We start from the raw sequence: 22,936 nt of genomic DNA, 5'->3' as shown, positions 1-22,936 counted from the left end.
TTGAAAACCTCCCTGATGAGCGCTCTGACCGGTGTTTTGTACGCGGCCCTGGTGGCCTACCTGGGCGGCTGGTACGTCGGACGCTGGAGCGGCAACTTCGCGCTGCTGCTCTTCATCCTGACGGCCGTCACCATGCTGTACTGGCTGGCCGAGCGCTTCCACTTCGCACCGGCCCGCCGCGCGGCGGCGCAGAACCTCGTCGACAACGACGCCAAGCGCCGCGAGACGCTGGCGGCCCAGGGCATCAGCCGCGTCGACTCCGACATCGAACCCGCCCGCCAGCAGCTGCTGCAGCAGCCCTGGTGGCTGGACTGGACCGCCGGCCTGTTCCCGGTGATCCTCGTCGTCTTCCTGCTGCGCAGCTTCCTGTTCGAGCCGTTCAAGATCCCGTCGGGCTCCATGGTGCCCACGCTGCTGGTGGGTGACCTCATCTTGGTCAACAAGTTCCACTACGGCATCCGGCTGCCGGTCATCAACAAGAAGATCATCGCCAACCACGACGTGCAGCGCGGCGACGTGATGGTCTTCCGCTACCCCGAAGACCCGTCGACGGACTTCATCAAGCGCGTGGCCGCCATCCCGGGCGACGAGGTCAGCTACCGCGAGCAGAAGCTCTACATCAACGGCCAACTGGCGCCCGTGCAGTCGAAGGGCAACTTCTATGACGAGGACGCGCGCAGGTACCGCCCGCTGTTCCTGGAGAAGCTCGGCGAGAAGGAGCACCAGATCCTGGTCGACCCGAACGCACAGCATTTCTTCCGCCCGGACCGGGCCGACGGCCCGTTCCCCTTCCAGGACAACTGCCGCTACACGATCGAAGGCGTGACGTGCAAGGTGCCGGCCGGCCACTACTTCATGATGGGCGACAACCGCGACAACTCGCGCGATTCGCGCTTCTGGGGGTTCGTGCCGGACGAGAACATCGTCGGCAAGGCCTTCTTGGTGTGGATGAATTTCGGTAACCTCAAGCGCATCGGTACCTTCTTCAATTGATGCCCTCATGACCTGCAGCCGTCGATCCCTGCCGCCGCCGTCCCGCCACCGCCAGCGTGGCCTCACGCTGATCGGCCTGCTGTTCTGGGGCGCCGTCGTCGGCGTCACGGCCGTCGTGGCGATGAAGGTGTTCCCCACCGTGCTGGAGTACTACACCGTCCAGCGTGTCGTCGACCGCATCGCCGCGAGCAACCCGGCCACCGTGCCAGCGGTTCGCCAGGAGTTCGACCGCTCGGTGCAGGTGGAGTACTCCATCCAGAGCATCAAGAGCGCTGACCTGGTCGTCTCCAAGGATGGCAACGACAAGGTCGTCATCGAGTTCGGCTGGGACAAGGAAATCGACCTGTTCGGGCCGGTCTACCTGTTGATCAAGTACCGCGGCAAGTCGCATTGACGAAGGTGCTGCGACGATGAACGCTGCGCTCGACCCCCTGCAGCGCCGCCTGGGCCACCGCTTCCAGCGGCCCGAGTTGCTGACGCGGGCGCTGACCCACCGCAGCTATGGCGCTGATCACAACGAGCGCCTCGAGTTCCTCGGCGACGCCGTGCTGAGCCTTGCGGTGTCAAGCCTGCTCTACGAGCGCTATGCCGGTTCCGACGAAGGCGACCTGACGCGCGTGCGGGCCCACCTCGTTCGCGAGGACAGCCTGCATCGACTCGCCTTGGGCCTGGGCCTGCCGGACGTGATGCGCATGTCCGAGGGTGAGGCCCGCGGCGGCGGTGCACAGCGGCCGTCCATCCTGGCCGATGCCGTCGAGGCGCTGCTGGGCGCGGCCTACATCGATGCAGGCTACGACGCGGCGCTGGCCATCGTGCGCCGCCTGCTCGGCGACACCATCGCCACCGCGGCCAGCACCGGTGACTTCGCCAAGGATGCCAAGACCGCCTTGCAAGAATGGTTGCAGGCCCGGCGCATCCCCGTACCCAGCTACCGCATCGTCGCGACACGTGGCCAGGCGCATGCCCAGACCTTCGAGGTCGAATGCGCCGTGCCGGCGCTGGACGTGGCCGAACTGGGCGAAGGCCGCTCGCGCCGCACCGCCGAGCAGGAGGCCGCCCGCCGCCTGCTGGACCGACTCACCGCCGAACGAGGCAGCCGAACATGACCGAGCCCACGCCCGCCGCCCCCGACGCCACACCGCCGCAGCGTTGCGGTCTCATCGCCATCGTCGGCCGGCCCAATGTCGGCAAGTCGACGCTGCTCAATGCGCTGGTGGGCCAGAAGGTCAGCATCACGTCCGACAAGGCGCAAACGACGCGCCACCGCATCACGGGCGTGCGCACGGTGGACGAGGCGCAGTTCGTCTTCGTCGACACGCCGGGCTTCCAGACTCGCCATAACGCCGCGCTCAACCGCACGCTGAACCGCACAGTGCATGGCGTGTTGGCGGATGTGGACCTCGTGCTGTTCGTCGTCGAGGCCGGCCGCTTCGGGCTGGACGACGCCAAGGTGCTGGCGCTGCTGCCGGAGGACAAGCCGGTCGTGCTGATCGCCAACAAGCTCGATGCCGTCAACCGTCGGGCCGAGCTGGCGCCCTGGCTCAAGGGCATGGCCGAACGGCGCAACTTCACGGAGTTCGTGCCGCTGTCGGCCAAGAAGGAGGCCGACGTGCAGCGCCTTTTCAAGATCCTCAAGCCCTACCTGCCCGAGCAGGGCTGGTTCTACGAGGAAGACGCGCTGACCGACCGCAGCGAGCGCTTCCTGGCCAGCGAGATCATCCGCGAGAAGCTGTTCCGCCTGACCGGCGACGAGCTGCCCTACACGTCCACCGTCGTCATCGATAAGTGGGAAGACGAGGGCGAGCTGCGCCGCATCAGCGCCAGCATCGTCGTCGAGCGCGATGCCCACAAGGGCATGATCATCGGCCAGGGTGGCGAGCGGCTGAAGCGCATCGGTTCCGAATCCCGCCAGGAGCTGGAGCACCTGATGGACGGCCGCGTGTTCCTGGAACTGTGGGTCAAGGTGCGCTCCGGCTGGGCGGACTCCGAAGAGCATCTGCGCAGCTACGGCTACGAGTGAGGCCCCGCGTCGACGGGTGGCAGTCATGAGCCCGCGCCTGCCCTCCGCCCAACAGGCGTACGTGCTGCACCAGCACGACTGGAGCGAGTCCAGCCTCATCCTGGACTTGTTCACGCGCGACTCCGGCCGCATCGCGGTGGCCGCCAAGGGAGCCAAGCGGCCTTACTCCCAACTGCGCGCCGTGCTGCTGCCGCTGCAGCGCATCACCGTCAGCCTCAGCAAGCCGGCCAAGGCCGACGGTGGCGAGGTGCAGACGCTGCGCAGCGCCGAATGGGGCGGTGGCGCGACGCTGCCCGGCGGTGCCGCGCTGTTCTCCGGCTACTACCTCAACGAATTGCTGCTGAAGCTGCTCGCGCGGCACGACCCGCATCCGCCGCTGTTCGACGCCTATGCTGACGCACTGGCCCATCTGGGTGATGGCGATGCGGTGCTGCGCGCCTTCGAGCTGAAGCTGTTGTCCGAGCTGGGACTGCTGCCCGACCTCAGCGTCGTCGCGCCGACGCAGGCCGTGGTCGACCCCGAGCGGCGCTACCAGCTGTCGCCCGAGTCGGGCGTCATCCCGCCCGCCAGCGAGGCCAGCCTGCCGGGCAGCCTGCTGATCCAGCTGCAGGCCGCGCTGCTGCATGGCAGCCCCGCGGCGCTGCGCCAGGCCTGCGCTGTCGCGCCGCAGGCGCTGAAGACGACGCTGCGCGGGCTGCTCCACTACCATCTGGGCCACCAGCCGCTGCGCACGCGCGCGCTGATGGTCGACGTGCAACAACTGCTTGATTCGTGACCTCATGAACCCCCTTGCCCATGCCGGCAGCCGCTGCGCACTGTCCGTCAACGTCAACAAGGTCGCGTTACTGCGCAACACGCGCCACCTGGGCATCCCAAGCGTGCTGCGCGCCGCCGAGCAATGCCTGCTGGCCGGCGCGCAAGGCATCACGGTGCACCCCCGGCCCGATGCGCGCCACATCCGCCCCGGCGACGTGGATGACCTCGCCGCCTTCCTGAAGGACTGGCCGCAGGCCGAGTTCAACATCGAGGGCAACCCGACGCAGAACCTGATGGACTTCGTGCGCAAGCACCGCCCGCATCAGGTCACGTTTGTGCCGGACTCGGAAGACCAGTTCACGTCCGACCACGGCTGGACGCTGCCGCAGGACGCCGAGCGCCTGCAGCCGCTGATCCGCGAGGCGCAGGCCCTGGGCGTGCGCGTGAGCCTGTTCATGGACCCCAACCCGGCCGCGATGGCCGCGGTCGCCGCGCTGGGCGCGGACCGCATCGAGCTCTACACCGAGACCTTCGCCAGCGCCTTCGGCACCGAACGTCAGGCCGACGTGCTGGCCGGCTTCACGGCCACCGCCGGGGCGGCGTTGAAGGTGGGCCTGGGCATCAATGCCGGCCACGACCTGAGCCGCGACAACCTGAGCCTGTTCCTGCGCCATGTGCCGGGCGTGCAGGAGGTCTCCATCGGCCATGCGCTCGTCGCCGACGCGCTGGAGATGGGCTACGCGGAGACGGTGAAGGCCTACCAGCGCGTCATCGCCACGGCTTACGCGTGACGCGATGATCTACGGCATCGGCACCGACCTCTGCGACATCCGCCGCATCCGCGAGACGCTCGCGCGGCGCGGCGAACGCTTCGCCGAAAAGGTGCTCGGCCCGCACGAGCTGGCGGTCTTCCGCGAGCGCCGGGCCAAGGTCGATGCCCGCGGCGAGGCCTACCTGGCGACCCGCTTTGCGGCCAAAGAAGCCTTCTCCAAGGCCATCGGCATGGGCATGCGCATGCCCATGACGTGGCGGGCGATGGAGGTCGTCAAGGCGCCTAGCGGCAAGCCGGAGATCGCGTTGCACGGCGAGCTGGCCGACTGGTTCGCCGCCCGCCAGCTGACGGCGCACGTCACCGTCAGCGACGAACAGGACTACGCGGTCGCGTTCGTCGTGGTCGAGGTCGCGCCGCCGAGGCCCTGAGCGCCGTCAGCGCGTGGCCGAGCCGCGCTTCAGGCTTTCGCCGCGCGCCTGTATCTGCATGTCCATGTCCATCTGCATGCCCTTGCCGTTGGGCCCGGTCATCGTCATGTGGGTCTGCAGCGTCATGTCGTTCGTCAGCGCGAGCCGGTCTGCCAGGCGCACGGCGAGCTGGCCCTGGCCGTCGCCCTGCATGGACATGTTGAGCTGGCCGGCGCCGGCAGGCGCAGAAGCCGCATTGGCCGCAGACGCTGCGGAAGCCGCGGCCGGAGCGGCGGGGGCGGGCATGGACGTGTTGAGGTTCATCTTCACGCCCACGTCGAAGTAGGCGATGCCCTTGTCGATGCGGTTCAGCGTGTAGTGCACTTGGCCCTGCATCTGGCCTGCGCCCTGTCCGGGCACGGGCATCGGCAGCGCCATGTTCAGCGGCATCTCGAAGCTCTCGCCTACCTTCAGCTTCTGGCCGCGCACGGCCTGCGCCATGGCGAGGAACTGTTTCATCATCTGTGCCATCAATGGCTTCATGCCTTCCGGCATCGCCTGCTGGCCCTGCACCTCGTCCAGCTCGAACGACAGGTCCTTGGTGTTCAGGCGGGCCTTGATGTCGAGATTGCCGACGGGCGACGGTGGCACCGGCACCGCGACCCCGGTGGCCTTGGTCAGCGACATTTCCAGCTGGCGATGCGCCAGCGACAGCGGCATCCAGCCATCCGGGCGCTGGGCGCCGGTCTGCAGCGTCTGTTCCATGCGCGCCTTCATCGTCATCGGCATCGCGGCCTTCGCCTGGGCGGCCTTGGCCTTGTCCTCGTCGCTGGCGTCCGCGGGGAGCTCCATGCGCATGTCCATCTTCATCTGCATCGTCATCGTCTGCCGCTGGTGCTGGTTGGGCAGCGGTGTCATGTCGAGCAGCGACATCTCGGTGGCCGGCTTGGCAGCCAGGGCAGCCGTGGCGGTGAGGGTGAGCAGCGCGCCGACCAGGCGCGAACGGAGCGAAAGAACGGACACGGAGCGACTCCAGGAATGCCGCCGGGATGGCAGGCCTTGGCATCGTAGGCGGGTGGAATGGGGGACCCTCGTCAGGCCCGTTGGGTAATTTCACCGGGCCGGGGTCGTGCGGGACCGATCAGGTCCGGCGCACCGCTACGATCGCCGCGCAAAGCGCTCGCGGGCCGGAGGTCGCTGACGGCGCATCAAGGGATGAAGCGATGAGCGCGACGGGGCTTTCCAGGTTCTCCGATCAGTGGCCGGCGATCAGCGCGCTGCTCGACGAGGCGCTGGCGCTGCCCGTGGCCGAGCAGGGCGTGTGGCTGGACAGCCTGGTCGGTGAACGAGCCGCCCATCGCCAGGCGCTGAGCCTGCTGCTGCGGTACCGGTCCGGCATAGAGACTGGGAGCTTCCTGAACGAGTTGCCGGCACTCGACGCCGGCGCGCCGGCCCCGGCGGCCGAGGGGCTCGGGCCGGGCAGCCAGGTCGGCGCCTACCGGCTCATCAGCGAGATCGCCAGTGGCGGCATGGGCACGGTGTGGCTGGCCGAGCGCTCCGATGGGCTGATCAAGCGCCATGTGGCGCTCAAACTGCCGCGCAACGTCTGGGGCAACGTCTTCGCGGAGCGCCTGGACCGCGAGCGGGACATCCTGGCGGCACTGGAGCACGAGCACATCGCTCGGCTGTACGACGCCGGCATCGATGCCCAGGGGCGGCCCTTCCTCGCGATGGAGTACGTGGAAGGCGAATCCATCGACGTCTACTGCCGCCAGCATGGCCCGAGCTTGGGTGAACGTGTGGCACTGCTGCAGCAGGTGATGGCCGCGGTGGCCCACGCGCATGCGCGCCTCGTCGTGCATCGCGACCTGAAGCCCAGCAACATTCTCGTCACGCCGCAAGGGCAGGTGAAGTTGTTGGACTTCGGCATCGCCAAGCTGCTGGAGGGGGACCGCACCCGCGACACCGAACTGACGCAGATGCAGGGCCGGGCACTGACGCTCGACTTCGCCAGCCCGGAGCAGATCCGCGGTGAGCCCATCGGCACGGCGAGCGACGTCTACAGCTTGGCGGTGGTGGCCTACGAGGTGTTGGCCGGCGCGCGGCCTTACCGGCTCAAGCGGGCCAGCGCGGCGGAGCTGGAGGAGGCCATCGCCTCCGTCGAGCCGCCGCGGGCCAGCCAGAGCGCGCCGGACCCGCGCGTGGCGCGGCAGCTGCGCGGCGATCTCGACTCGATCCTGAACAAGGCCTTGAAGAAGGAGGCCGGCAAGCGCTACGCCACGATGGACGCTTTTGCCCAGGACCTGCAGCGCTGGCGCGAGGGCAAGCCGGTGGAGGCGCGCCCCGATGGCGTGGGATACCGGGCGGTCAAGTTCGTCGCCCGCTACCGGCTGCAGGTGGCTGCGGCCGGCGTGGTGGTCCTGGCTCTCGTGGGTGGCGCGGCGGTCGCGATCTGGCAGGCGCGACAGGCGCAGCGCGCGGCGGTCACGGCCGAGGCCGTCCAGGGCTTCATCGAATCGGTCTTCAACGCGAACACCAGCGATCAGGCCGATCCCGAGGCAGCGCAGGCCACGACGGCGCGGCAGCTGCTGGACCGCGGCGCCGAGCGCGTGGATCAGGAACTCGCCTCGGCGCCCGAGGCGCAGCTGCGGCTCTACAAGCTCATGGCGGAGATGTACGTCGGCATGGCCGTCACGGATCGGGCGCTGGAGATGGAGCAGCGCAGCCTGGCGCTGGCCACGCGCTTGTATGGCGAGCACAGCGAGACCGCCCTGAGGGCTGCGGTCGAGATCGGCCTGGACCTGGAGTCTCTGGGACGGTGGGAAGAGGCGCTGGCCGTGCTGCTGAAGGCCGATGCGGCCGCAAGCAGCCGCCACCGCGACGAGGATGAAGTCCGTATGCTGATCGACGCAGCGTTGGGGACCACGTACAAGAACGATCCCGCCAAAGCCCTCGAATGGTCGCGGCGAGCGGCGGCCATCGCCCGCGCGCATCAGTTGCGCGCGACCGGAATCGACGCGATGTACAGCCTCGGCGAGGCGGCCAGGAAGACCGGAAACCTGAAGGAAGCCAGCGAGGCGTTGCAGGAGGCCGTCCGCTGGATCGAGCTCGAAGGCAAGACCGGCGAAATGGCCATCGTGCTCAGCCAGCTGGCTGCGGTCCAGAATGACCTCGGTCAGCTCGACGCGGCCGTCACGACGCTCAAGCGGGCCATTGAGTTCGCCGATCGCAAGAACGACATCGCCGGGCATGCAGCCCGCTTCAAGCTGGCGCGCTTTTATTACGAGAACCGGTTGTTGCGGGAGGCCCTGGAGGCCGCCGAGCCGGAACTCGCCTGGGCGCGAACGACCGCCGATTCCGGCGGGGATCTGCCGTCAGCCGTGATGGGGAACTACGGGCGCGCACTGCTGGCGTACGGTGACGCCAAGCGTGGCCTGAAGGCGATTGAGGAGTCGCAGGTCCTGATGCCGCACGCTACCGAGGGGCGCATCGGCCTGCTGCTCGCCGCGCAGGCCGATGCGCTCGTGGCGCTGGGCCAGCCGCAGCAGGCTCGCAGTTACGTCGAGCGCGCCGTCGCGTCTACCGCCAATGCCGGCGACCGCACCGTGGAAATGGTGCGGGTTGTGCAACGCCGCTACTGGGTCGCGAGCGGCCAGGCCGAACAGGCACTGCAAGACTTCAGGGTCCATCCCCCAAAGCCCGGCGAGACCGACACCGCGTCATTGCGTCTGCGCCGCCAGGCCGAGGAGGCCGAACTGCTGCTGGCCTGCGGCCGTGCCAGCGAGGCCGGCACCGTGGCCGCCGAGGGCCTGGCCGCGCTGGAGCGGCTGCCCGAACGCCGCTTCGAGCGCGATGCCCAGGCCCGGCTGACGGCGGTGCGTGGCCAGGCGCTGCTGCAGCAAGGCCGCGTCGCGGACGCGCAGCCGGTGCTGGAGCAGGCGCTCGCCCTGCACGTGCGTCAGTACGACCCCGAGCGCAGCGCGGCGACGGCCAGGGTCCGTCAGGCGCTGGCCGACGCGCAGCGGCAGGCCGCGGAGTTGACCACCCACCGACAGTGACGGGTTCGCGCCGGAGCCGGCGCCGCGGATCAGGGTCGGGGCTGGAACAGCAACCGCTCGGCCAGCTCCCGCCGCGCGGGGGGCTGCGTGGCCACGCGGTCCAGCATCGCGATGACGGGCTCGCAAGTCGCGCCGCCAGCGCCGGCCGGCGCCTCGGGCGCATCGGTCCACAGCCGCGACAGCATGCCCAGCGCGGTCGGCCCGACCGAGCGGTCCAGCACCTCTGCCTCGATGGCGGTGGGCGGCCGGGGCAGCCAGCGTGGCGGGTTGGCCGTGGCGGCTTCCAGCAGCCATTGGCTTTCGCGGATCTGCAGCGCCAGCGGCAACTGCCGGCGCACGGCCAGCCGCCCTTCCAGCAGGTCGCGGCAGGGAGGCCGTGCGCCGCGCTGCGGCGGCGCCTGCAGCGCGCGCAGTTCGTCGGCCACCAGGCGCACGTAGTGGCGCCTGGCCGCGGCGTCGCCATCGGCGATCAGGCCGGGCATCTGGCGCGCCAGCGGGCCCCAGGCGGCGGCCTGTACATCCTCGTCATCGGCACCGGCGGCGCGGGCCTCCGACATGCGCTTGGCCACGGCCGCGATGGTGCCCTCGGTGTGCTTTTCGAGCGCGTCCCACACCGGGTGGATGCGCAGCGCATCGTCGAAGTCCGCGACGCCGGCCTTGGGGCCGGTCGGCAGTGCGACGGCCAGCGTCTGGGGCAGCGGCGCGATCAGCGAGTGGGCGATCAGGTCCTCGCGTGGCGCGAACCAGATGCTCTGGGACGGCGTGCGCAGCGTGCGATCGATCAGCGGCTGTGGCAGCCCGAGGTGCCGGTAGGTGGCGGCCAGCTGCTGGTTGGCCAGCTCCTCGAAGACCGGGTTGTAGGTGCCGGTCGACGCGCGGTGAAAGCCCAACTGCGCGCCAGGCGTCAGCTGGCGCGGCTGGCCGGCCAGGAAGACGACCGTGCAGGCGCTGGCGCAGGTGCCCACGGCGCGCACCGTGTGGCCGCGCGGCTTCAGCGCCTCGGCCATCAGCTCGGCTTCGTGCAGCCGGCCGCCGGGCGAGACCAGTTCGACGCGCTTGATGCCGCGGGCTGCCTCGCTGTCAAGCAGGTCGCGCAGCCGCCTGGCGTCGCCCATGCCGATGGTGCCGTCCAGTCGCAGGCTGCGCCCGTCGGCGGACACACTGAGCGTGGCATGGCCGATGGGGTCGATGCCGCGGGCCATCTGCCAGTAATCGCCGAGGCTCGGCAGCACGCCGAACAGCAGCGAGGCGGCCAGCTGCAGCGCGCCGAGCGCCAGCGTGATGCGGGCCAGCCAGCCCCACAGCGCGGAGCCGTTCTCGCGCAGGTAGTTGCCTGCCGCGCGCCAGGCGCCGACGATGCACCAGACGTCCAGCCCGAGCAGCGGCGGCAGACCCAGCAGTAGCACGATGGCGCTGATCTGCAGCGACTCGCCCTTGACGCTGATCCAGCTCATCAGGCTCGTCACGAGCAGCGCCAACGGCGTGGCGATCAACAGGTTGTTGACCCAGTAGCTGCGCACCAGGCTCTGCTCGCCATGCCAGTGGCTGGCGAAGTAGCCGTGATGCTTGCGCTCGACCACGCGCCTGCGGCGTGGTGCGGGCGCCGGCGTACGTGGCCGGTGCGAGGCCTGTTCCCAGGCGGCAGGGGCCGGCGCGGCGGTGGGCGCGGGCGGCGGGGCGTTGTGGTCGACCAGCGTGGGGTCGACGTAGGGGCGGGGCGGTCGTGCGTCGCTCATGGCGGCGCAGCTTACTGAGGAACGGCGCCGCGGCGAAGGTTGCTATTCACGCGGCGCTCGACTGCTCAGTCGCGGTAGTGGTCCTGCATCGGGTAGCGCGACGCGACCCAGCCGAACAGCGCCGCCGCGACGAGAGCGAAGCCGGCGAAGAAGAACATCAGGCAGGCGGTCTCGCTGTAGCCGGTGGCATGGATGACGTCCATCGCTGACGGGCTCTTCACACTGACGTTGGACAGCAGCACCCACAGGTTGCCAATCGTCACCGACAGGTTCCAGAAGCTCATGATGGTGCCCTTCATGGCTTGCGGCGCCTGGCTGTAGGCGAACTCCAGGCCGGTGGCCGACACCAGCACCTCGCCCATCGTCAGCAGCGCATACGGCAGCATCTGCCAGACGATGCTGACCGCCTCGCCGCCGTCCAGCCACAGCTGCAGCACGCCCGCGACGATCCACGCCGCGCCGGCCAGCGCGATGCCCATGCCCATGCGGCGCAGCGCCGTCACGCGGATGCCGGCCTTCGCGATCAGCGGGTAGAGCACCAGGTTGTTGAACGGGATGAGGATCATCACCAGCGCCGGGTTCAGCGCCTGCATCATGGAGGACTGGAACCACGCGGGCTTGCTCATCTGATCGGCCTGCAGCACCCAGGTCGAGGCCTTCTGGTCGAACAGCGACCAGAACGGCGTGACGAGCGCGAACAGCACCAGCACGCGCAGCACGGCGCGCACGCCGTCCACGGCTTCGTCCGGATGCTTGCCGCGGGCACGGTCCAGCTGCAGCCACGCGCCCACGCCGCCGAAGCCCATGACCAGCACCATTGCGAGGCAGACGGCCGCGACGAAGCCGAGGCTGCCCATCCGGCTCAGGCTGTACGCGCCGGCCAGTGCGCCCATGGCGGCGATGGCCAGGCCGAGCCCGCCCGACGAGAGCGCCGTCCCCACCACCTTCAGGAAGTTGTGCGGGTTGGCGCCGCGTGCCGGCTGGTGCACGTACTTGCGGCGGCCGCTCCACAGGATCAGCGTGGCCAGCGCCATCAGCACGCCGGGCAGGCCGAAGGCGGCGCTGGCGCCCCAGTGCTTCAGCACGAGCGGCATCAGCAGCGACGCGAAGAACGAGCCGAAGTTGATGATCCAGTAGAAGGCGTCATAGACCTTCTGTGCGAGCGACCGGTTGCGCTTGTCGAACTGGTCGCCGACGAAGGCGCTGACCAGCGGCTTGATGCCGCCCGAGCCCAGCGAGATGAGGAACAGCCCGAAGTAGAAGCCGCGGAGGTTGTCCTCGAAGATCGCCAGGCAGGCATGGCCCGCGCAGTAGACGAGGCTCAACCAGAAGATGGTGTTGTACTTGCCGAAGAAGCGGTCGGCCAGCCAGCCGCCCAGCAGCGGGAAGAAGTAGACGCCGATGACGAAGGTGTGGAACACCTCCTTAGCCTCGGCCTTGCGCAGGTCTTCCGGCACGGCCATCAGCAGGCTCGTCATCAGGAAGACCGTCAGGATGTTGCGCATCCCGTAGAAGCTGAAGCGCTCGCAGCCCTCGTTGCCGATGATGTAGGGGATCTGCGGTGGCATGCGGGCCGCGGTGGCGGCAGCGGTGGTCGTGGTCATGGCAGCCTCGGATGGAGGTTTCTCAAGAGAAAACGCCGCCCGGCTTGTGACCGGGCGGCGTCGGGCGTCAGCGGGTGCGGATCAGGACTCGAACGGCAGCTTCACCTGGCTCAGGTCCTTGCGCGTCTCGACCAGCACCAGCGGGCCTTCGTCCACGACGACGACCGGCGCGGGCTCGCGGCCCAGCGGGGCCGGTGCGGGCTCGGCGGCGATGGCGGCCTGGGCGGCGGCGATCTTGTCGGCGTCCGAGTTCACCCACGTCAGGCCGGCGTCGGCGGCGATGGCGTTGAGCTGGTCCACCGGCAGCGCGAAGGGCTGCACGACGACCGGCGCCGGAGCTGCCACCGGGGCCGGAGCGGCGACCGGTGCAACCGGAGCGGGCGCCTGCGCCATGGCTTCCTCGATCAGCGAGGTCTGCACGGGCGGTGCGGACTCGACATCGGTATCGGCCGGGGCGGCATCGACCGCAGTGGCCTCGCCATCGACGCTGCCTTCCTCGCGGCGACCACGGCCACCACGGCGGCGGCGGCGCGGCTCGCGGTCCTGGCCGTCGCCGGTCGGTTCGCCTTCGGCGGGCTGCGCTGCAGACGTGTCGGTCACGGGAGCGGCATCGGCGTCGGCACCGCCCTCGGTGGCGATGTCGGTCACGGCATCGGTCGCGCCCTCGGCGCCGTTGCCGCGCTCGTCGCGGTCACGGCCACCACGGCGACGGCGGCGGCCGCGGCCCTGGCGTTCCTCGCCGGCCGGTGCGTCACCGTTGGCGGACGGCGCGCCTTCGGGCTGCGTGTCCTCGAACGCGGGCTGCTGATCCTGCAGCGAGACGTCGACCGGCGTGCTGTTCAGCGACTGCTGGGCCTCGATGGCGTCCGGCTGGGCGGCGCGCTCCTGGCGCTCGCCACGCGGGCGGCGTTCGCCGCGTTCGGTCCGCTCGCCGCGCTCACCACGTTCACCACGCTCCGGGCGGTCCTGGCGCTCGCCGCGCTCGGCACGCGGCTGTTGCTGCTGCTCGGGCTTGTCGGCGCCTTCGCCGCGCGGCTTGCGGTCGCCACGCTCGCCACGGTCACCGCGGGCTTCCTGCGGCTTGCCGTCACGGCGGCCCTTGCCTTCGGCGCGTTCACCACGTTCGCCACGTTCACCACGCTCGCCGCGTTCACCACGGCGGCCACCGTCGCGGCGGCCGTCACGGCCCCCTTCGCGCTTGGGCTTGTCGGTCGCGGCCGGTGCGGTGGCCGGAGCTTCGACGGCCGGCGTCGGCGCCGGAGCGGGCGTGCCGCCACCGAAGAGGCTGCCCAGCAAGCGGCTGAAGAAGCCCTTGGGCGCGGGCGGCGGCGGGGCCACGACCGGCGCGGGTGCCGGCGTGGGCACCGGCGCCGCGACGGGTGCAGGTGTCGGTGCAGGCAGCGGCGCCGGCTGCTCGGGCAGGATGCCCTTGATGACCGGCTCCTGCTTGTTCTTCTTCTCGATGTCGCCGCGGCGCGTGATGCCAACCTCGTCGGTCGGCTCCTCGATCATCGTGTAGCTGGCCTGCAGGTTCTCCAGGCGCGGGTCGTCGTGGCGCAGACGCTCCAGCTTGTAGTTGGGCGTCTCCAGGTGCTTGTTGGGCACCAGCAGCACGGTCACGCGTTGCTTGAGTTCGATCTTCGTGATCTCGGTGCGCTTCTCGTTCAGCAGGAACGAGGTGACCTCCACCGGCACCTGCACGTGCACGGCGGCGGTGTTGTCCTTCATCGCCTCTTCCTGGACCATGCGCAGGATCTGCAGCGCCGAGGACTCGGTGTCGCGGATGTGACCCGTGCCGTTGCAGCGCGGGCAGGTGATGTGGTTACCTTCGCTGAGCGCCGGGCGCAGGCGCTGGCGGCTCATCTCCAGCAGGCCGAACTTGCTGATGGAGGCGAACTGCACGCGGGCGCGGTCGTTGCGCAGCGCGTCGCGCAGGCGCTGTTCCACGTCGCGGCGGTTCTTGCTCTCCTCCATGTCGATGAAGTCGACGACGATCAGGCCGCCCAGGTCGCGCAGGCGCATCTGGCGGGCGATCTCGTCGGCCGCCTCGAGGTTGGTGCGGGTGGCGGTCTCTTCGATATCGCCGCCGCGCGTGGCGCGGGCGGAGTTGACGTCGACCGAGACGAGCGCTTCGGTGTGGTCGATGACGATGGCGCCGCCCGACGGCAGGTTCACCGTGCGGCTGTGGGCCGTCTCGATCTGGTGCTCGATCTGGAAGCGGCTGAACAGCGGCGCGTCGTCACGGTAACGCTTCACGCGATGCGCCTGGTCGGGCATCACGTGGTTCATGAACTGGTGGGCCTGGTCGAACAGGTCGTCCGTGTCGATCAGGATCTCGCCGATGTCCTGCGTGAAGTAGTCGCGGATCGCGCGGATCACCAGGCTGGATTCCTGGTAGATCAGGTACGCACCCTTGCCGCCCTTGGCCGCGTCGTCGATCGCGGTCCAGAGCTTGAGCATGTAGTTCAGGTCCCACTGCAGCTCGGGCGCCGAGCGGCCGATGCCGGCCGTGCGGGCGATCAGGCTCATGCCCTTCGGGTACTCGAGCTGGTCGAGGTTCTCCTTGAGCTCCTCGCGGTCCTCGCCCTCGATGCGGCGGCTGACGCCACCGCCGCGCGGGTTGTTGGGCATCAGCACCAGGTAGCGGCCGGCCAGCGACACGAAGGTGGTCAGCGCCGCGCCCTTGTTGCCGCGCTCTTCCTTCTCGACCTGGACCAGCAGCTCCTGACCTTCCTTGATCGCGTCCTTGATGGTCGCGTTCTTGACGTCGGTGCCCTCGCGGAAAAACGAGCGCGAGATTTCCTTGAACGGCAGGAAGCCGTGGCGGTCCTCGCCGTAGTCGACGAAGCAGGCTTCGAGCGACGGCTCGACCCGCGTCACGACGGCCTTGTAGATGTTGCCCTTGCGCTGCTCGCGGCCCTCGATCTCGGTTTCAAAGTCCAGCAGCTTCTGGCCATCCACGATCGCGAGGCGCCGCTCTTCCGGCTGCGTCGCATTGATCAGCATGCGTTTCATGTCATCACTCCTGCGTCCCGTCGGGGAACGCCACGTCATGCCACCCGAAGGTGGCGTTCAAGACGCACGAGCGACAAACGTGGAACCGGGGAAGGAGTGCCCTGGACCGCTCGGACGCCTGACGCGGAGGTCAGACGCCGGGCGGCGTTGGCGCATGCGACCGGGCTGTCATGCCGCAGGGAAGTCCTGCCTCGACCTTGCCGCGTTCACAGGCACCGGGCCGGGCGACCACCGCAGCTTCTGGCTGGGGTCGCGCCGGCGGGCGCAGCGGGTGGGGGAGGGAAGGACTCATCCGCGAAGGACTGCTGGACGCTGGCGCGAGCTGTTGCGGCCTGCTCTGGAGAGATCGGACCGCGCGCTCTCGCGCCGTGAAAACCTTGTTTGGCATCCGGTTCTCTTCATGCTTCTTGGGTTTTGAAGAGAGGCCGGAGGGTTCCGGGTGTCATCGCTCTGCCACATCGAACCGCTGGCCGCTGCTTCACTTGGGGAAGCCGCCTGCCGGCTGCTGGATGCGTTGCATCGCCTGTTGTGGCCCGGGGCAAGCCGCCGGACCACCGCGCAGCCACCGCTAAAATCAAAAAGAATCAAACACTTACGGCGGCAACGTGGTGAAAAGGATTATAGGGGCAGGCCCTGCGGCCCCTGCCACGGGGTTGACAGCCGCCGTGGGTACGGACAAACCCGCAGTTCGCAGGGTTGTCATCGACGAAGGTTCGGCCGGACAGCGGCTGGACAACTTCCTGCTGCGCGAGCTGAAGGGCGTGCCCAAGACCCATGTCTATCGGCTGATCCGCTCGGGCGAAGTGCGCGTCAACAAGGGCCGGGCGCAGGCCGACTCGCGCGTCGAGATCGGCGACGAGGTGCGGATCCCGCCTGTGCGCGTCCCGGAAAAAACGGAGGGGCCGGCGGTACCGGCGCGCGAGTTCCCGGTCGTCTTCGAGGACGAGCATCTGCTGGTCATCGACAAACCGGCCGGCGTGGCGGTGCATGGCGGCTCGGGCGTCAGCTACGGGGTCATCGAGGCGCTGCGCCGCGCACGGCCGACAGCGAAGTTCCTGGAGCTGGTGCACCGCCTGGACAAGGAGACCTCCGGCCTCTTGATGATCGCCAAGAAGCGCAGCGCCCTCGTCAACCTGCAGGACCAGCTGCGTGACCGCGAAACCGGCAAGACCTATGCGGCGCTGGTCTGGGGCGACTGGCCGGCCAAGCTCAAGGTCATCGACGTGCCGCTGGTCAAGTTCGTCGGCAGCGACGGCGAGCGCTGGGTGCGGCCGGGCAAGGACGGCGAGGAAGACGCCAAGCGCTCGATCAGCCTCGTCAAGGTTGTGCAACGAACGGCGCAGTTCAGCTTGCTGGACGTGACCATCAAGACCGGCCGCACGCATCAGATCCGTGTGCACCTGCAGCAGGCCGGCCACCCCATCGTGGGCGACCCGAAGTACGGCGACTTCGAGCGCAACCGCGAGCTGGCGCGCGGCCCGGCGAAGTTCGACCGCATGTTTTTGCACGCCAGGCGTCTGCAGTTCCAGCATCCGGCAAGCGGAGAAACGGTGGCCTGCGAGGCACCGCTGCCGCCGGACTGCGCCCGGCTCGTGGATGTGCAGCCCTGAGACGGTGACGTGATGCTGATCCCCATGTTCCGCCGGGGCTTGCTGTCGCTCTTGAACCTGCTCGCCTGCGCGGCGATGGCCGCTGCAGCGCAGCGTGTCGCTGCAGCCGAGACGGGCCGAGCAGGCTTGGTGGCCTTGCGCGGCGTGAAGGTCTACGTGGCACCCGATGCGCCGCCCATCGACGATGGCGTGGTGCTGGTCAGGGACGGGCGGATCGTGGAGGTCGGTTCCGGGGCTGCGCAGCCCCAGGGGGTGCCGGCGCTGGATGCGGGCTGCGATGGCGGCGTGGTGGTCGCGGGTTTCCAGAACAGCCATGTGCACCTCAATGGCGCCGCCTTTGCGCAGGCCAAGGACGCGCCCGCCGGCAGGCTGGAGGCTGGCCTGGTGTCGCTGCTGACGCGCTACGGTTTCACGACGGCTTTTGATATCGCCTCCGACCGGGACAACACGCTGGCCCTGCGCGCACGCGTCGAACGCGGCGACGTGAAGGGGCCGCGACTGCTCACGGCCGGACTGCCGCTGTTCCCGCCCGACGGCCTGCCGGTCTATCTGGAGCACTTCGACCCCGCCTTCCTGGCCCGTCTGCCCCAGCCGGCCACGGCGGCTGAGGCGCTCGAGACGGTTCGGCAGAACCTCGACGCGGGGGCCGAGGCCACCAAGCTGTTCCTCGTCACTCCCCAGCGCAACCGTCCGCCCAAGCGCATGTCGGCGCAGATCGCCAAGGCGGTCGTCGACGAAACCCATCGTCGTGGCCGGCTGGTCTTCGCCCATCCCACCGACCTGGACGGCGTGCACGCCGCGTTGGCGGCAGGCGTGGACATCCTGGCCCATCCGCCTCTGGGCGTTCCCGGTCCCTGGCCGCCGGACATGATGGCATCCCTGCGAAACGCAGGGGTTTGGATGGTGCCCACCCTAAAACTGCTCGACTACGAACTTGTCAAGGAAAGGGTGCCGCCTGAAGTGGCGGGCCCCATCCTGCAGGACACCGTGCGCGAGTTCGGTCGCTTCGCCGCCGCGGGTGGCAAGGTGCTGTTCGGGACCGATGTCGACTACATGGAAGACAGCGACCCGACCGAGGAGTACCGCTTGCTCGCGCAGGCGGGCCTGCTGCCGATGCAGATCCTGGCCTCGTTGACGACCGCGCCGGCCGAACGCTGGCAGGAATCGGGCCGGCGCGGGCGCCTGTTGCCGGGCATGGATGCGGACATGGTGGTCCTGGAGGACGACCCGGCGCTCTCGGTGACGAACTTTGCCCGGGTGAAGTGCACGGTTCGCGGCGGCCAGGTGCTCTACAGCCACTGAGCCGAGGCCGTCGTGGGAGCACTGCGCTGCGGCGGTCTGCTGTGCCGACGACAATCTTCGCTATGACCAACCGCCCCCAACGCTTCGACCTCATCGCCTTCGACTGGGACGGCACGCTGTTCGACTCCACCGCGCTGATCGCCCGCTGCATCCAGCGAGCGGCCGTGGACATCGGCCTGCCCGAGCCCGAGTTCGAGAAGGCCAAGTTCGTCATCGGCCTGGGCCTGCGCGACGCGCTGGAGCATGTCGTGCCTGGCCTGTCGCCCGACCGCTACGGCGAGCTGGGCCTGCGCTATCGCCACCACTACCTGGCCTCCGAGCACGAGGTGTCGCTGTTCGACGGTACGTTGGAGATGCTGCAAGCGCTGAAGGACCGCCATCACTGGCTGACGGTGGCCACCGGCAAGAACCGCGTGGGCCTGGACCGGGTGCTCGCGCATGCCGAACTGACGAGGATGTTTGACGCCACGCGCACGGCCGACGAGACGCGCTCCAAGCCCCACCCGCAGATGCTTCTGGAGCTGATGCGCGAGTTCGGCGCGGATCCGGAGCGCACGCTGATGATCGGTGACACGACGCATGACCTGCAGCTCGCCGCCAACGCCGGCGTCGCGAGCGTGGGCGTCAGCTTCGGCGCGCACGACCATGAGACGTTTGCCGAGCACAACCCGTTGTTCATCGCGCATTCGACGCGTGAGCTGCATGAATGGCTCGTCGAGCATGCCTGAATCCGGCATCAAGCCGCCGCAGCGCTTGTGCTCGTCTGCCGAGCTGGAGGAACGTGGCAAGGCGGTCAGCTTCGACGTGTTGCAGTGGCGCCAGCCGGCCCGCGCCTTCGCGCTGCGCTTTGACGGCCAGGCTGTCGCCTACCTGAACCGTTGTGCGCATGTGCCAGCGGAGATGGACTGGCAGGAAGGCGAGTTTCTGGATGGCGACAAGCGCTTCATCATGTGCAGCATCCATGGCGCCGTCTACGAGCCGCTGACCGGCTTGTGCGTGATGGGCCCGTGCACACGCGGGCGGCTCACCAAGATCGAACTCACCGAGCGTGAAGGCCAGGTCTACTGGCAACCCACGCGCGACACTCAACCGGCTTTTGAAGACTGATATGAGCAGCACCCCCGACGACTCCCTGCCCCCGCCCATGCCCGAGCCCGTGGGCGTGCCACCGGCGGCGCCGTCGCTGTCGCCGCACAACGAGACGCTGCTGGCCCAACTGGTGCGTGACGTGTTGCGCGAGCGGCGACTGGAGCGGCGCTGGCGCACGACGTTCCGGCTGTTCTGGCTGCTGCTGGCGGGGCTGTTCGTCTACAGCCTGTGGCTGCAGGGGCGCCATGTCGCGCCCACGACGACACCGCACACGGCGCTCGTCGAGGTACGTGGCGAGATCGCAGCCGACACGGAAGCCAGCGCCGAGCTGCTGCTGGCCGCGCTGAAGGACGCCTTCAAGGACGATGCGGCGCAGGCCGTCGTGCTGCGCATCAACTCCCCGGGCGGGAGCCCCGTGCAGGCCGGCATCGTCTACGACGAGATCCAGCGGCTGAAGAAGCTCTACGACAAGCCGGTGTATGCCGTCGTTGAGGAAATGTGCGCATCGGGCGCCTACTACATCGCCGCAGCGGCTGATGAGATCTACGTCGACAAGGCCTCGGTCGTCGGCTCTATCGGCGTGCTGATGGATGGCTTCGGCTTTACCGGCCTGATGGACAAGCTGGGCATTGAGCGCCGGCTGCTGACCGCAGGCGAGAACAAGGGCATGCTGGACCCGTTCAGCCCGCTGGTGCCCAAACAGCGCGCCTATGCCCAGGCGATGCTGGACCAGATTCACCAGCAGTTCATCCACGTCGTGCGCGAAGGCCGCGGCAAGCGGCTGAAGGAAACGCCCGACCTGTTTTCTGGCCTGTTCTGGAACGGCGAGCAGGCCGTGCAGCTGGGCCTGGCGGACCACTACGGCAACTTGGACTACGTCGCCCGCGAGGTCGTGAAGGCCGAGGAAGTCATCGACTACACGCCGCGCGACAACGTGGCCGAGCGGCTCGCCAAGCGGTTTGGCGCGTCCGTCGGCGCGGGCGCCGTTAAGGCGCTGCGGGAGTTGTCACCGGTTCGATGAACCTGGTCCGCGGGGGCGGTGGCTTAGCCGCGGGCCGGAGGCGGATTTGCATGAGGGCATATACGTCAGCCAGTAAGCGAACATGACCATGCATGTCAGCCTCTCCGCCGAGATGGTGAACTACATCAAGGGCTAGGTCGCGACGGGCTTCTATAGCAACGCCACCGAAGTCATTCGCGACGCCATCCGCCCTACCGCGACAAGATCAATGACTCGCCGCAGTTGCTGGCTCGTCATCCTGCGCTTGCCCACACGTCGTTCGAGTTGCCCGATACGCACCTGCTCTATTTCGTGGGGTCGCATGTCATCGTCTACAGCGATCAGGAATCTGCCATCGCCGGCGTGCGAATCCTGCATCAGCGCGTGAGCGTGAACCTGCACCGGTAAGGCAGCAATAACTGGCCCTCTCGGCCCGTGCACTGCAGAAGATATGCATCAGCGGGCGCGGGCCGTCTGCCTCCTCTCTAAAGAAACAAAAAGGCCGCAGCCGGTGAGGGCTGCGGCCTGCGCGGAGCGCCTGCGGGCGCTTACTGCGTCTTGGTCTCGGTCTTGGCGTCGGTCTTCGCTTCGGCCTTGGCATGCTTCTTGGCATGCTTGTGGCCGTGCTTGGCACCGCTGGCGGCCTCGGCGGGCGCTGCAGCGTCGGCCTTGGCGGCAGGAGCCGGCGTCGTGGCGGGCGCCTTCGTGTCGGCCTGTGCGACGGTGGTGGGCGCGGTCGCCTTGGCGGGCGCGGCAGCCGGTGTGGGGTTCTGGGCGAGGGCCACGCCCGAGGCCAGGGTGATGAGGGCGGTAGCGATGGTGGTCTTCAGCGTGTTCATCTTGAGGGCTCCAGGGTTGTTTCGGTTGCGTGGGCTTCGCGAAAGCTTGTGTCCACAACGACCCCTGCCGGCACCACGTTGACGGCGTTGCAAAACCTTACACGCGCGCAGAATCGCGGGCATGAGCACCGCTTCCCGCTTCGACTGGACCGCCGGCTACGCCAGCCGGCGCAGCCCGCTGTTCGCCCGCAACATCGTCTCTACATCGCATCCGCTGGCCGCCCAGGCCGGGCTGCGCATGCTGCAGGCGGGCGGCAATGCGGTGGACGCCGCCATTGCTGCTGCGGCCTGCATGACGCTCGTCGAGCCGTGCAGCAACGGCCTCGGGTCGGACGCCTTCTGCATCCTGTGGGACGGCCGCCAGTTGCATGGGTTGAACGCCAGCGGCCCGGCACCCGCGGCATGGACGCCGTCCTTCTTCGAGGGGGCCACCATGCCTCGCCGCGGCTGGGGCTCGGTGACGGTGCCTGGCGCGGTGGGAGGCTGGGCGGCACTCAGCGAGCGCTTCGGCCTGCTGCCCTTCGGCGAGCTGATGCAGCCGGCCATCGAGATCGCCGAGCGCGGCTACGCGGTGCCGCCGATCGTGCAGGGCAAGTGGGCCATGGCCGCGGCCCTGCCCGAGCTCACGTCGCAGCCCGGCTTCGCGCAGGCCTTCCTGCCGCACGGCCGGGTGCCGGCGGTGGGCGAGCGCTTCAGCTTCGCCGACGCGGCGCGCAGCCTTCGGTTGATTGCCGAGTCGCGTGGCGAGGCCTTCTACCGTGGCGAGATCTCAGCAGCGCTGGCGCGCTTCGCCCGCGAGACCGGCGGCGCGCTGACCGAGGCGGATCTGGCCGCCTACCGGCCCGAATGGGTCACGCCGCTGGCCAAAGACTTTGCCGGCCACACGCTGCACGAGATCCCGCCCAATGGCCAGGGCATCGCGGCGCAGATGGCGCTCGGCCTGCTGCAGCATTGCGGTATCGGCCACCATACCGTCGACAGTGCCGACGCGCAGCATCTGATGATCGAGGCGATGAAGCTGGCGTTCGCCGACGTCTACCGCTTCGTCGCCGAGCCGGCGGCGATGGCGGTCAGCCCGGCGCAGTTGCTCGACGACGGCTATCTCGCCGAGCGCGCGAAGCTCATCGACCCGGCGCGCGCCCAGGTGTTCGGCGCCGGCAACCCGGTCAAGGGCGGCACCATCTACCTGACCGCGGCCGACGAGTCGGGCATGATGGTCAGCTTCATCCAGAGCAACTACATGGGCTTCGGCTCGGGCCTCGTGCTGCCGGGCTACGGCATCAGCCTGCAGAACCGCGGTCACTGTTTCACGCTCGAGCCGGGCCACCCCAACCAGGTCGCGCCGGCCAAGCGCCCGTTCCACACCATCATCCCGGCGTTCCTGACGCAGGACGGCGCCCCGGTGATGAGCTTCGGCGTCATGGGGGGCAACATGCAACCGCAGGGCCACCTGCAGACGCTGGTCCGCATGCTCTGCTACGGTCAGAATCCGCAGACGGCCTGCGACGCGCCGCGCTGGCGCTTCAACGAGGGCCTGTCCATCAACATCGAGGCGCACATGCCGGCGACCACTATCGAGGCCTTGCGCGCGCGCGGCCACCAGGTCGGCGACATCCACGACAGCTACCAGGACTTCGGCGCCGGCCAGTTCATCTGGCGGCTGGGCGACCCGGCGGTGGACGGCTACGTGGCCGCCAGCGACCCCCGACGTGACGGCGCCGCGGTGGGCTGGTGA

Annotated in this window: 20 protein-coding genes; 15 read left to right on the top strand and 5 right to left on the bottom strand. The window is 69.0% G+C overall.

Going from position 1 to position 22,936, the window contains the following annotated elements:
• Positions 1 to 15 precede the first annotated feature (15 nt).
• The 7 genes from lepB to acpS are packed head-to-tail and all read left to right on the top strand — an operon-like array spanning position 16 to position 4,969.
• The gene (gene lepB, locus LXT13_RS26310; protein ID WP_233375296.1) at positions 16 to 993 is read left to right on the top strand and encodes a signal peptidase I; all 978 of its coding nucleotides are present in this window, start codon (positions 16 to 18) and stop codon (positions 991 to 993) included.
• A gap of 7 nt (positions 994 to 1,000) precedes the next feature.
• Entirely contained in the window at positions 1,001 to 1,387 is a 387-nt protein-coding gene (locus tag LXT13_RS26305) for a DUF4845 domain-containing protein (protein WP_233375295.1), read from the top strand.
• A gap of 16 nt (positions 1,388 to 1,403) precedes the next feature.
• Positions 1,404 to 2,099: a ribonuclease III gene (rnc, locus tag LXT13_RS26300; RefSeq protein WP_233375294.1), complete on the top strand. Its 696-nt coding sequence runs from the start codon at positions 1,404 to 1,406 to the stop codon at positions 2,097 to 2,099.
• On the top strand, positions 2,096 to 3,013 hold the full coding sequence (gene era, locus LXT13_RS26295) for a GTPase Era (protein ID WP_233375293.1): 918 nt from the start codon (positions 2,096 to 2,098) through the stop codon (positions 3,011 to 3,013). Before rnc ends, era begins: the two co-directional genes overlap by 4 nt.
• Positions 3,014 to 3,038: 25 nt before the next feature.
• Complete coding sequence (recO, locus tag LXT13_RS26290; protein WP_233375292.1) at positions 3,039 to 3,788, top strand: DNA repair protein RecO; 750 nt, start codon at positions 3,039 to 3,041, stop codon at positions 3,786 to 3,788.
• Positions 3,789 to 3,792: 4 nt separating this feature from the next.
• The gene (locus LXT13_RS26285) at positions 3,793 to 4,560 is read left to right on the top strand and encodes a pyridoxine 5'-phosphate synthase (RefSeq protein WP_233375290.1); all 768 of its coding nucleotides are present in this window, start codon (positions 3,793 to 3,795) and stop codon (positions 4,558 to 4,560) included.
• Between the two features lie 4 nt (positions 4,561 to 4,564).
• Positions 4,565 to 4,969 (top strand): holo-ACP synthase, encoded by a 405-nt coding sequence (acpS, locus tag LXT13_RS26280; protein ID WP_233375289.1) that lies wholly within the window; start codon positions 4,565 to 4,567, stop codon positions 4,967 to 4,969.
• A 6-nt stretch (positions 4,970 to 4,975) separates the two neighbouring features.
• On the opposite strand, the gene LXT13_RS26275 is transcribed toward acpS, so the two are convergent.
• On the bottom strand, positions 4,976 to 5,971 hold the full coding sequence (locus LXT13_RS26275) for a hypothetical protein (protein ID WP_233375288.1): 996 nt from the start codon (positions 5,969 to 5,971) through the stop codon (positions 4,976 to 4,978).
• Between the two features lie 200 nt (positions 5,972 to 6,171).
• Here LXT13_RS26275 and LXT13_RS26270 point away from each other — a divergent pair, with 200 nt between their 5' ends.
• Positions 6,172 to 9,006 carry a protein kinase domain-containing protein gene (locus LXT13_RS26270; protein WP_233375287.1) on the top strand — a complete coding sequence of 945 codons (2,835 nt, stop codon included), beginning with the start codon at positions 6,172 to 6,174 and terminating at the stop codon, positions 9,004 to 9,006.
• A gap of 29 nt (positions 9,007 to 9,035) precedes the next feature.
• On the opposite strand, the gene LXT13_RS26265 is transcribed toward LXT13_RS26270, so the two are convergent.
• From LXT13_RS26265 to LXT13_RS26255, 3 genes are all read right to left on the bottom strand, one after another.
• Entirely contained in the window at positions 9,036 to 10,742 is a 1,707-nt protein-coding gene (locus LXT13_RS26265) for a COG3904 family protein (protein WP_233375286.1), read from the bottom strand.
• Positions 10,743 to 10,807: 65 nt separating this feature from the next.
• On the bottom strand, positions 10,808 to 12,346 hold the full coding sequence (locus LXT13_RS26260; RefSeq protein WP_233375285.1) for a POT-type proton-dependent oligopeptide transporter: 1,539 nt from the start codon (positions 12,344 to 12,346) through the stop codon (positions 10,808 to 10,810).
• A gap of 81 nt (positions 12,347 to 12,427) precedes the next feature.
• Positions 12,428 to 15,361, bottom strand: coding sequence for an Rne/Rng family ribonuclease (locus LXT13_RS26255; protein WP_233375284.1), 2,934 nt, complete (start codon positions 15,359 to 15,361; stop codon positions 12,428 to 12,430).
• Between the two features lie 665 nt (positions 15,362 to 16,026).
• Here LXT13_RS26255 and LXT13_RS26250 point away from each other — a divergent pair.
• The 6 genes from LXT13_RS26250 to LXT13_RS29055 all read left to right on the top strand — a co-directional run bounded on the left by LXT13_RS26250 (position 16,027) and on the right by LXT13_RS29055 (position 20,770).
• Complete coding sequence (locus tag LXT13_RS26250; protein WP_349254869.1) at positions 16,027 to 16,971, top strand: RluA family pseudouridine synthase; 945 nt, start codon at positions 16,027 to 16,029, stop codon at positions 16,969 to 16,971.
• Between the two features lie 144 nt (positions 16,972 to 17,115).
• A complete protein-coding gene (locus tag LXT13_RS26245) occupies positions 17,116 to 18,273 on the top strand; it encodes an amidohydrolase family protein (RefSeq protein ID WP_233375313.1) in 1,158 nt (385 codons plus the stop codon).
• 62 nt (positions 18,274 to 18,335) lie between these two features.
• A complete protein-coding gene (locus LXT13_RS26240; RefSeq protein ID WP_233375282.1) occupies positions 18,336 to 19,001 on the top strand; it encodes an HAD family hydrolase in 666 nt (221 codons plus the stop codon).
• Positions 18,994 to 19,380: a Rieske (2Fe-2S) protein gene (locus tag LXT13_RS26235; RefSeq protein WP_233375281.1), complete on the top strand. Its 387-nt coding sequence runs from the start codon at positions 18,994 to 18,996 to the stop codon at positions 19,378 to 19,380. The genes LXT13_RS26240 and LXT13_RS26235 overlap by 8 nt, the downstream gene beginning before the upstream one ends.
• A 1-nt stretch (position 19,381) precedes the next feature.
• Positions 19,382 to 20,383 carry a signal peptide peptidase SppA gene (gene sppA, locus LXT13_RS26230; protein ID WP_233375280.1) on the top strand — a complete coding sequence of 334 codons (1,002 nt, stop codon included), beginning with the start codon at positions 19,382 to 19,384 and terminating at the stop codon, positions 20,381 to 20,383.
• A gap of 204 nt (positions 20,384 to 20,587) precedes the next feature.
• Positions 20,588 to 20,770: a hypothetical protein gene (locus LXT13_RS29055; RefSeq protein WP_419964717.1), complete on the top strand. Its 183-nt coding sequence runs from the start codon at positions 20,588 to 20,590 to the stop codon at positions 20,768 to 20,770.
• Positions 20,771 to 20,910: 140 nt separating this feature from the next.
• On the opposite strand, the gene LXT13_RS26225 is transcribed toward LXT13_RS29055, so the two are convergent.
• On the bottom strand, positions 20,911 to 21,201 hold the full coding sequence (locus tag LXT13_RS26225; protein ID WP_233375279.1) for a hypothetical protein: 291 nt from the start codon (positions 21,199 to 21,201) through the stop codon (positions 20,911 to 20,913).
• 121 nt (positions 21,202 to 21,322) lie between these two features.
• Here LXT13_RS26225 and LXT13_RS26220 point away from each other — a divergent pair, with 121 nt between their 5' ends.
• Positions 21,323 to 22,936, top strand: a complete 1,614-nt coding sequence (locus LXT13_RS26220) for a gamma-glutamyltransferase family protein (RefSeq protein ID WP_233375278.1) — start codon at positions 21,323 to 21,325, stop codon at positions 22,934 to 22,936.

This window comes from Pelomonas cellulosilytica (genome assembly GCF_021353265.1).
Classification (GTDB): domain Bacteria; phylum Pseudomonadota; class Gammaproteobacteria; order Burkholderiales; family Burkholderiaceae_C; genus Pelomonas; species Pelomonas cellulosilytica.
This window is presented reverse-complemented; position numbering and strand designations above follow the sequence as displayed.

Coding starts and splice junctions, on each gene's coding strand:
- LXT13_RS26225 (WP_233375279.1), bottom strand. CDS start 21,201: ATGAACACGCTGAAGACCACCATCGCTACCGCCCTCATCACCCTGGCC.
- LXT13_RS26260 (WP_233375285.1), bottom strand. CDS start 12,346: ATGACCACGACCACCGCTGCCGCCACCGCGGCCCGCATGCCACCGCAG.
- LXT13_RS26265 (WP_233375286.1), bottom strand. CDS start 10,742: ATGAGCGACGCACGACCGCCCCGCCCCTACGTCGACCCCACGCTGGTC.
- rnc (WP_233375294.1), top strand. CDS start 1,404: ATGAACGCTGCGCTCGACCCCCTGCAGCGCCGCCTGGGCCACCGCTTC.
- sppA (WP_233375280.1), top strand. CDS start 19,382: ATGAGCAGCACCCCCGACGACTCCCTGCCCCCGCCCATGCCCGAGCCC.
- lepB (WP_233375296.1), top strand. CDS start 16: ATGAGCGCTCTGACCGGTGTTTTGTACGCGGCCCTGGTGGCCTACCTG.
- LXT13_RS26235 (WP_233375281.1), top strand. CDS start 18,994: ATGCCTGAATCCGGCATCAAGCCGCCGCAGCGCTTGTGCTCGTCTGCC.
- era (WP_233375293.1), top strand. CDS start 2,096: ATGACCGAGCCCACGCCCGCCGCCCCCGACGCCACACCGCCGCAGCGT.
- LXT13_RS26270 (WP_233375287.1), top strand. CDS start 6,172: ATGAGCGCGACGGGGCTTTCCAGGTTCTCCGATCAGTGGCCGGCGATC.
- LXT13_RS26285 (WP_233375290.1), top strand. CDS start 3,793: ATGAACCCCCTTGCCCATGCCGGCAGCCGCTGCGCACTGTCCGTCAAC.
- recO (WP_233375292.1), top strand. CDS start 3,039: ATGAGCCCGCGCCTGCCCTCCGCCCAACAGGCGTACGTGCTGCACCAG.
- LXT13_RS26255 (WP_233375284.1), bottom strand. CDS start 15,361: ATGAAACGCATGCTGATCAATGCGACGCAGCCGGAAGAGCGGCGCCTC.
- LXT13_RS26220 (WP_233375278.1), top strand. CDS start 21,323: ATGAGCACCGCTTCCCGCTTCGACTGGACCGCCGGCTACGCCAGCCGG.
- LXT13_RS26305 (WP_233375295.1), top strand. CDS start 1,001: ATGACCTGCAGCCGTCGATCCCTGCCGCCGCCGTCCCGCCACCGCCAG.
- acpS (WP_233375289.1), top strand. CDS start 4,565: ATGATCTACGGCATCGGCACCGACCTCTGCGACATCCGCCGCATCCGC.
- LXT13_RS26240 (WP_233375282.1), top strand. CDS start 18,336: ATGACCAACCGCCCCCAACGCTTCGACCTCATCGCCTTCGACTGGGAC.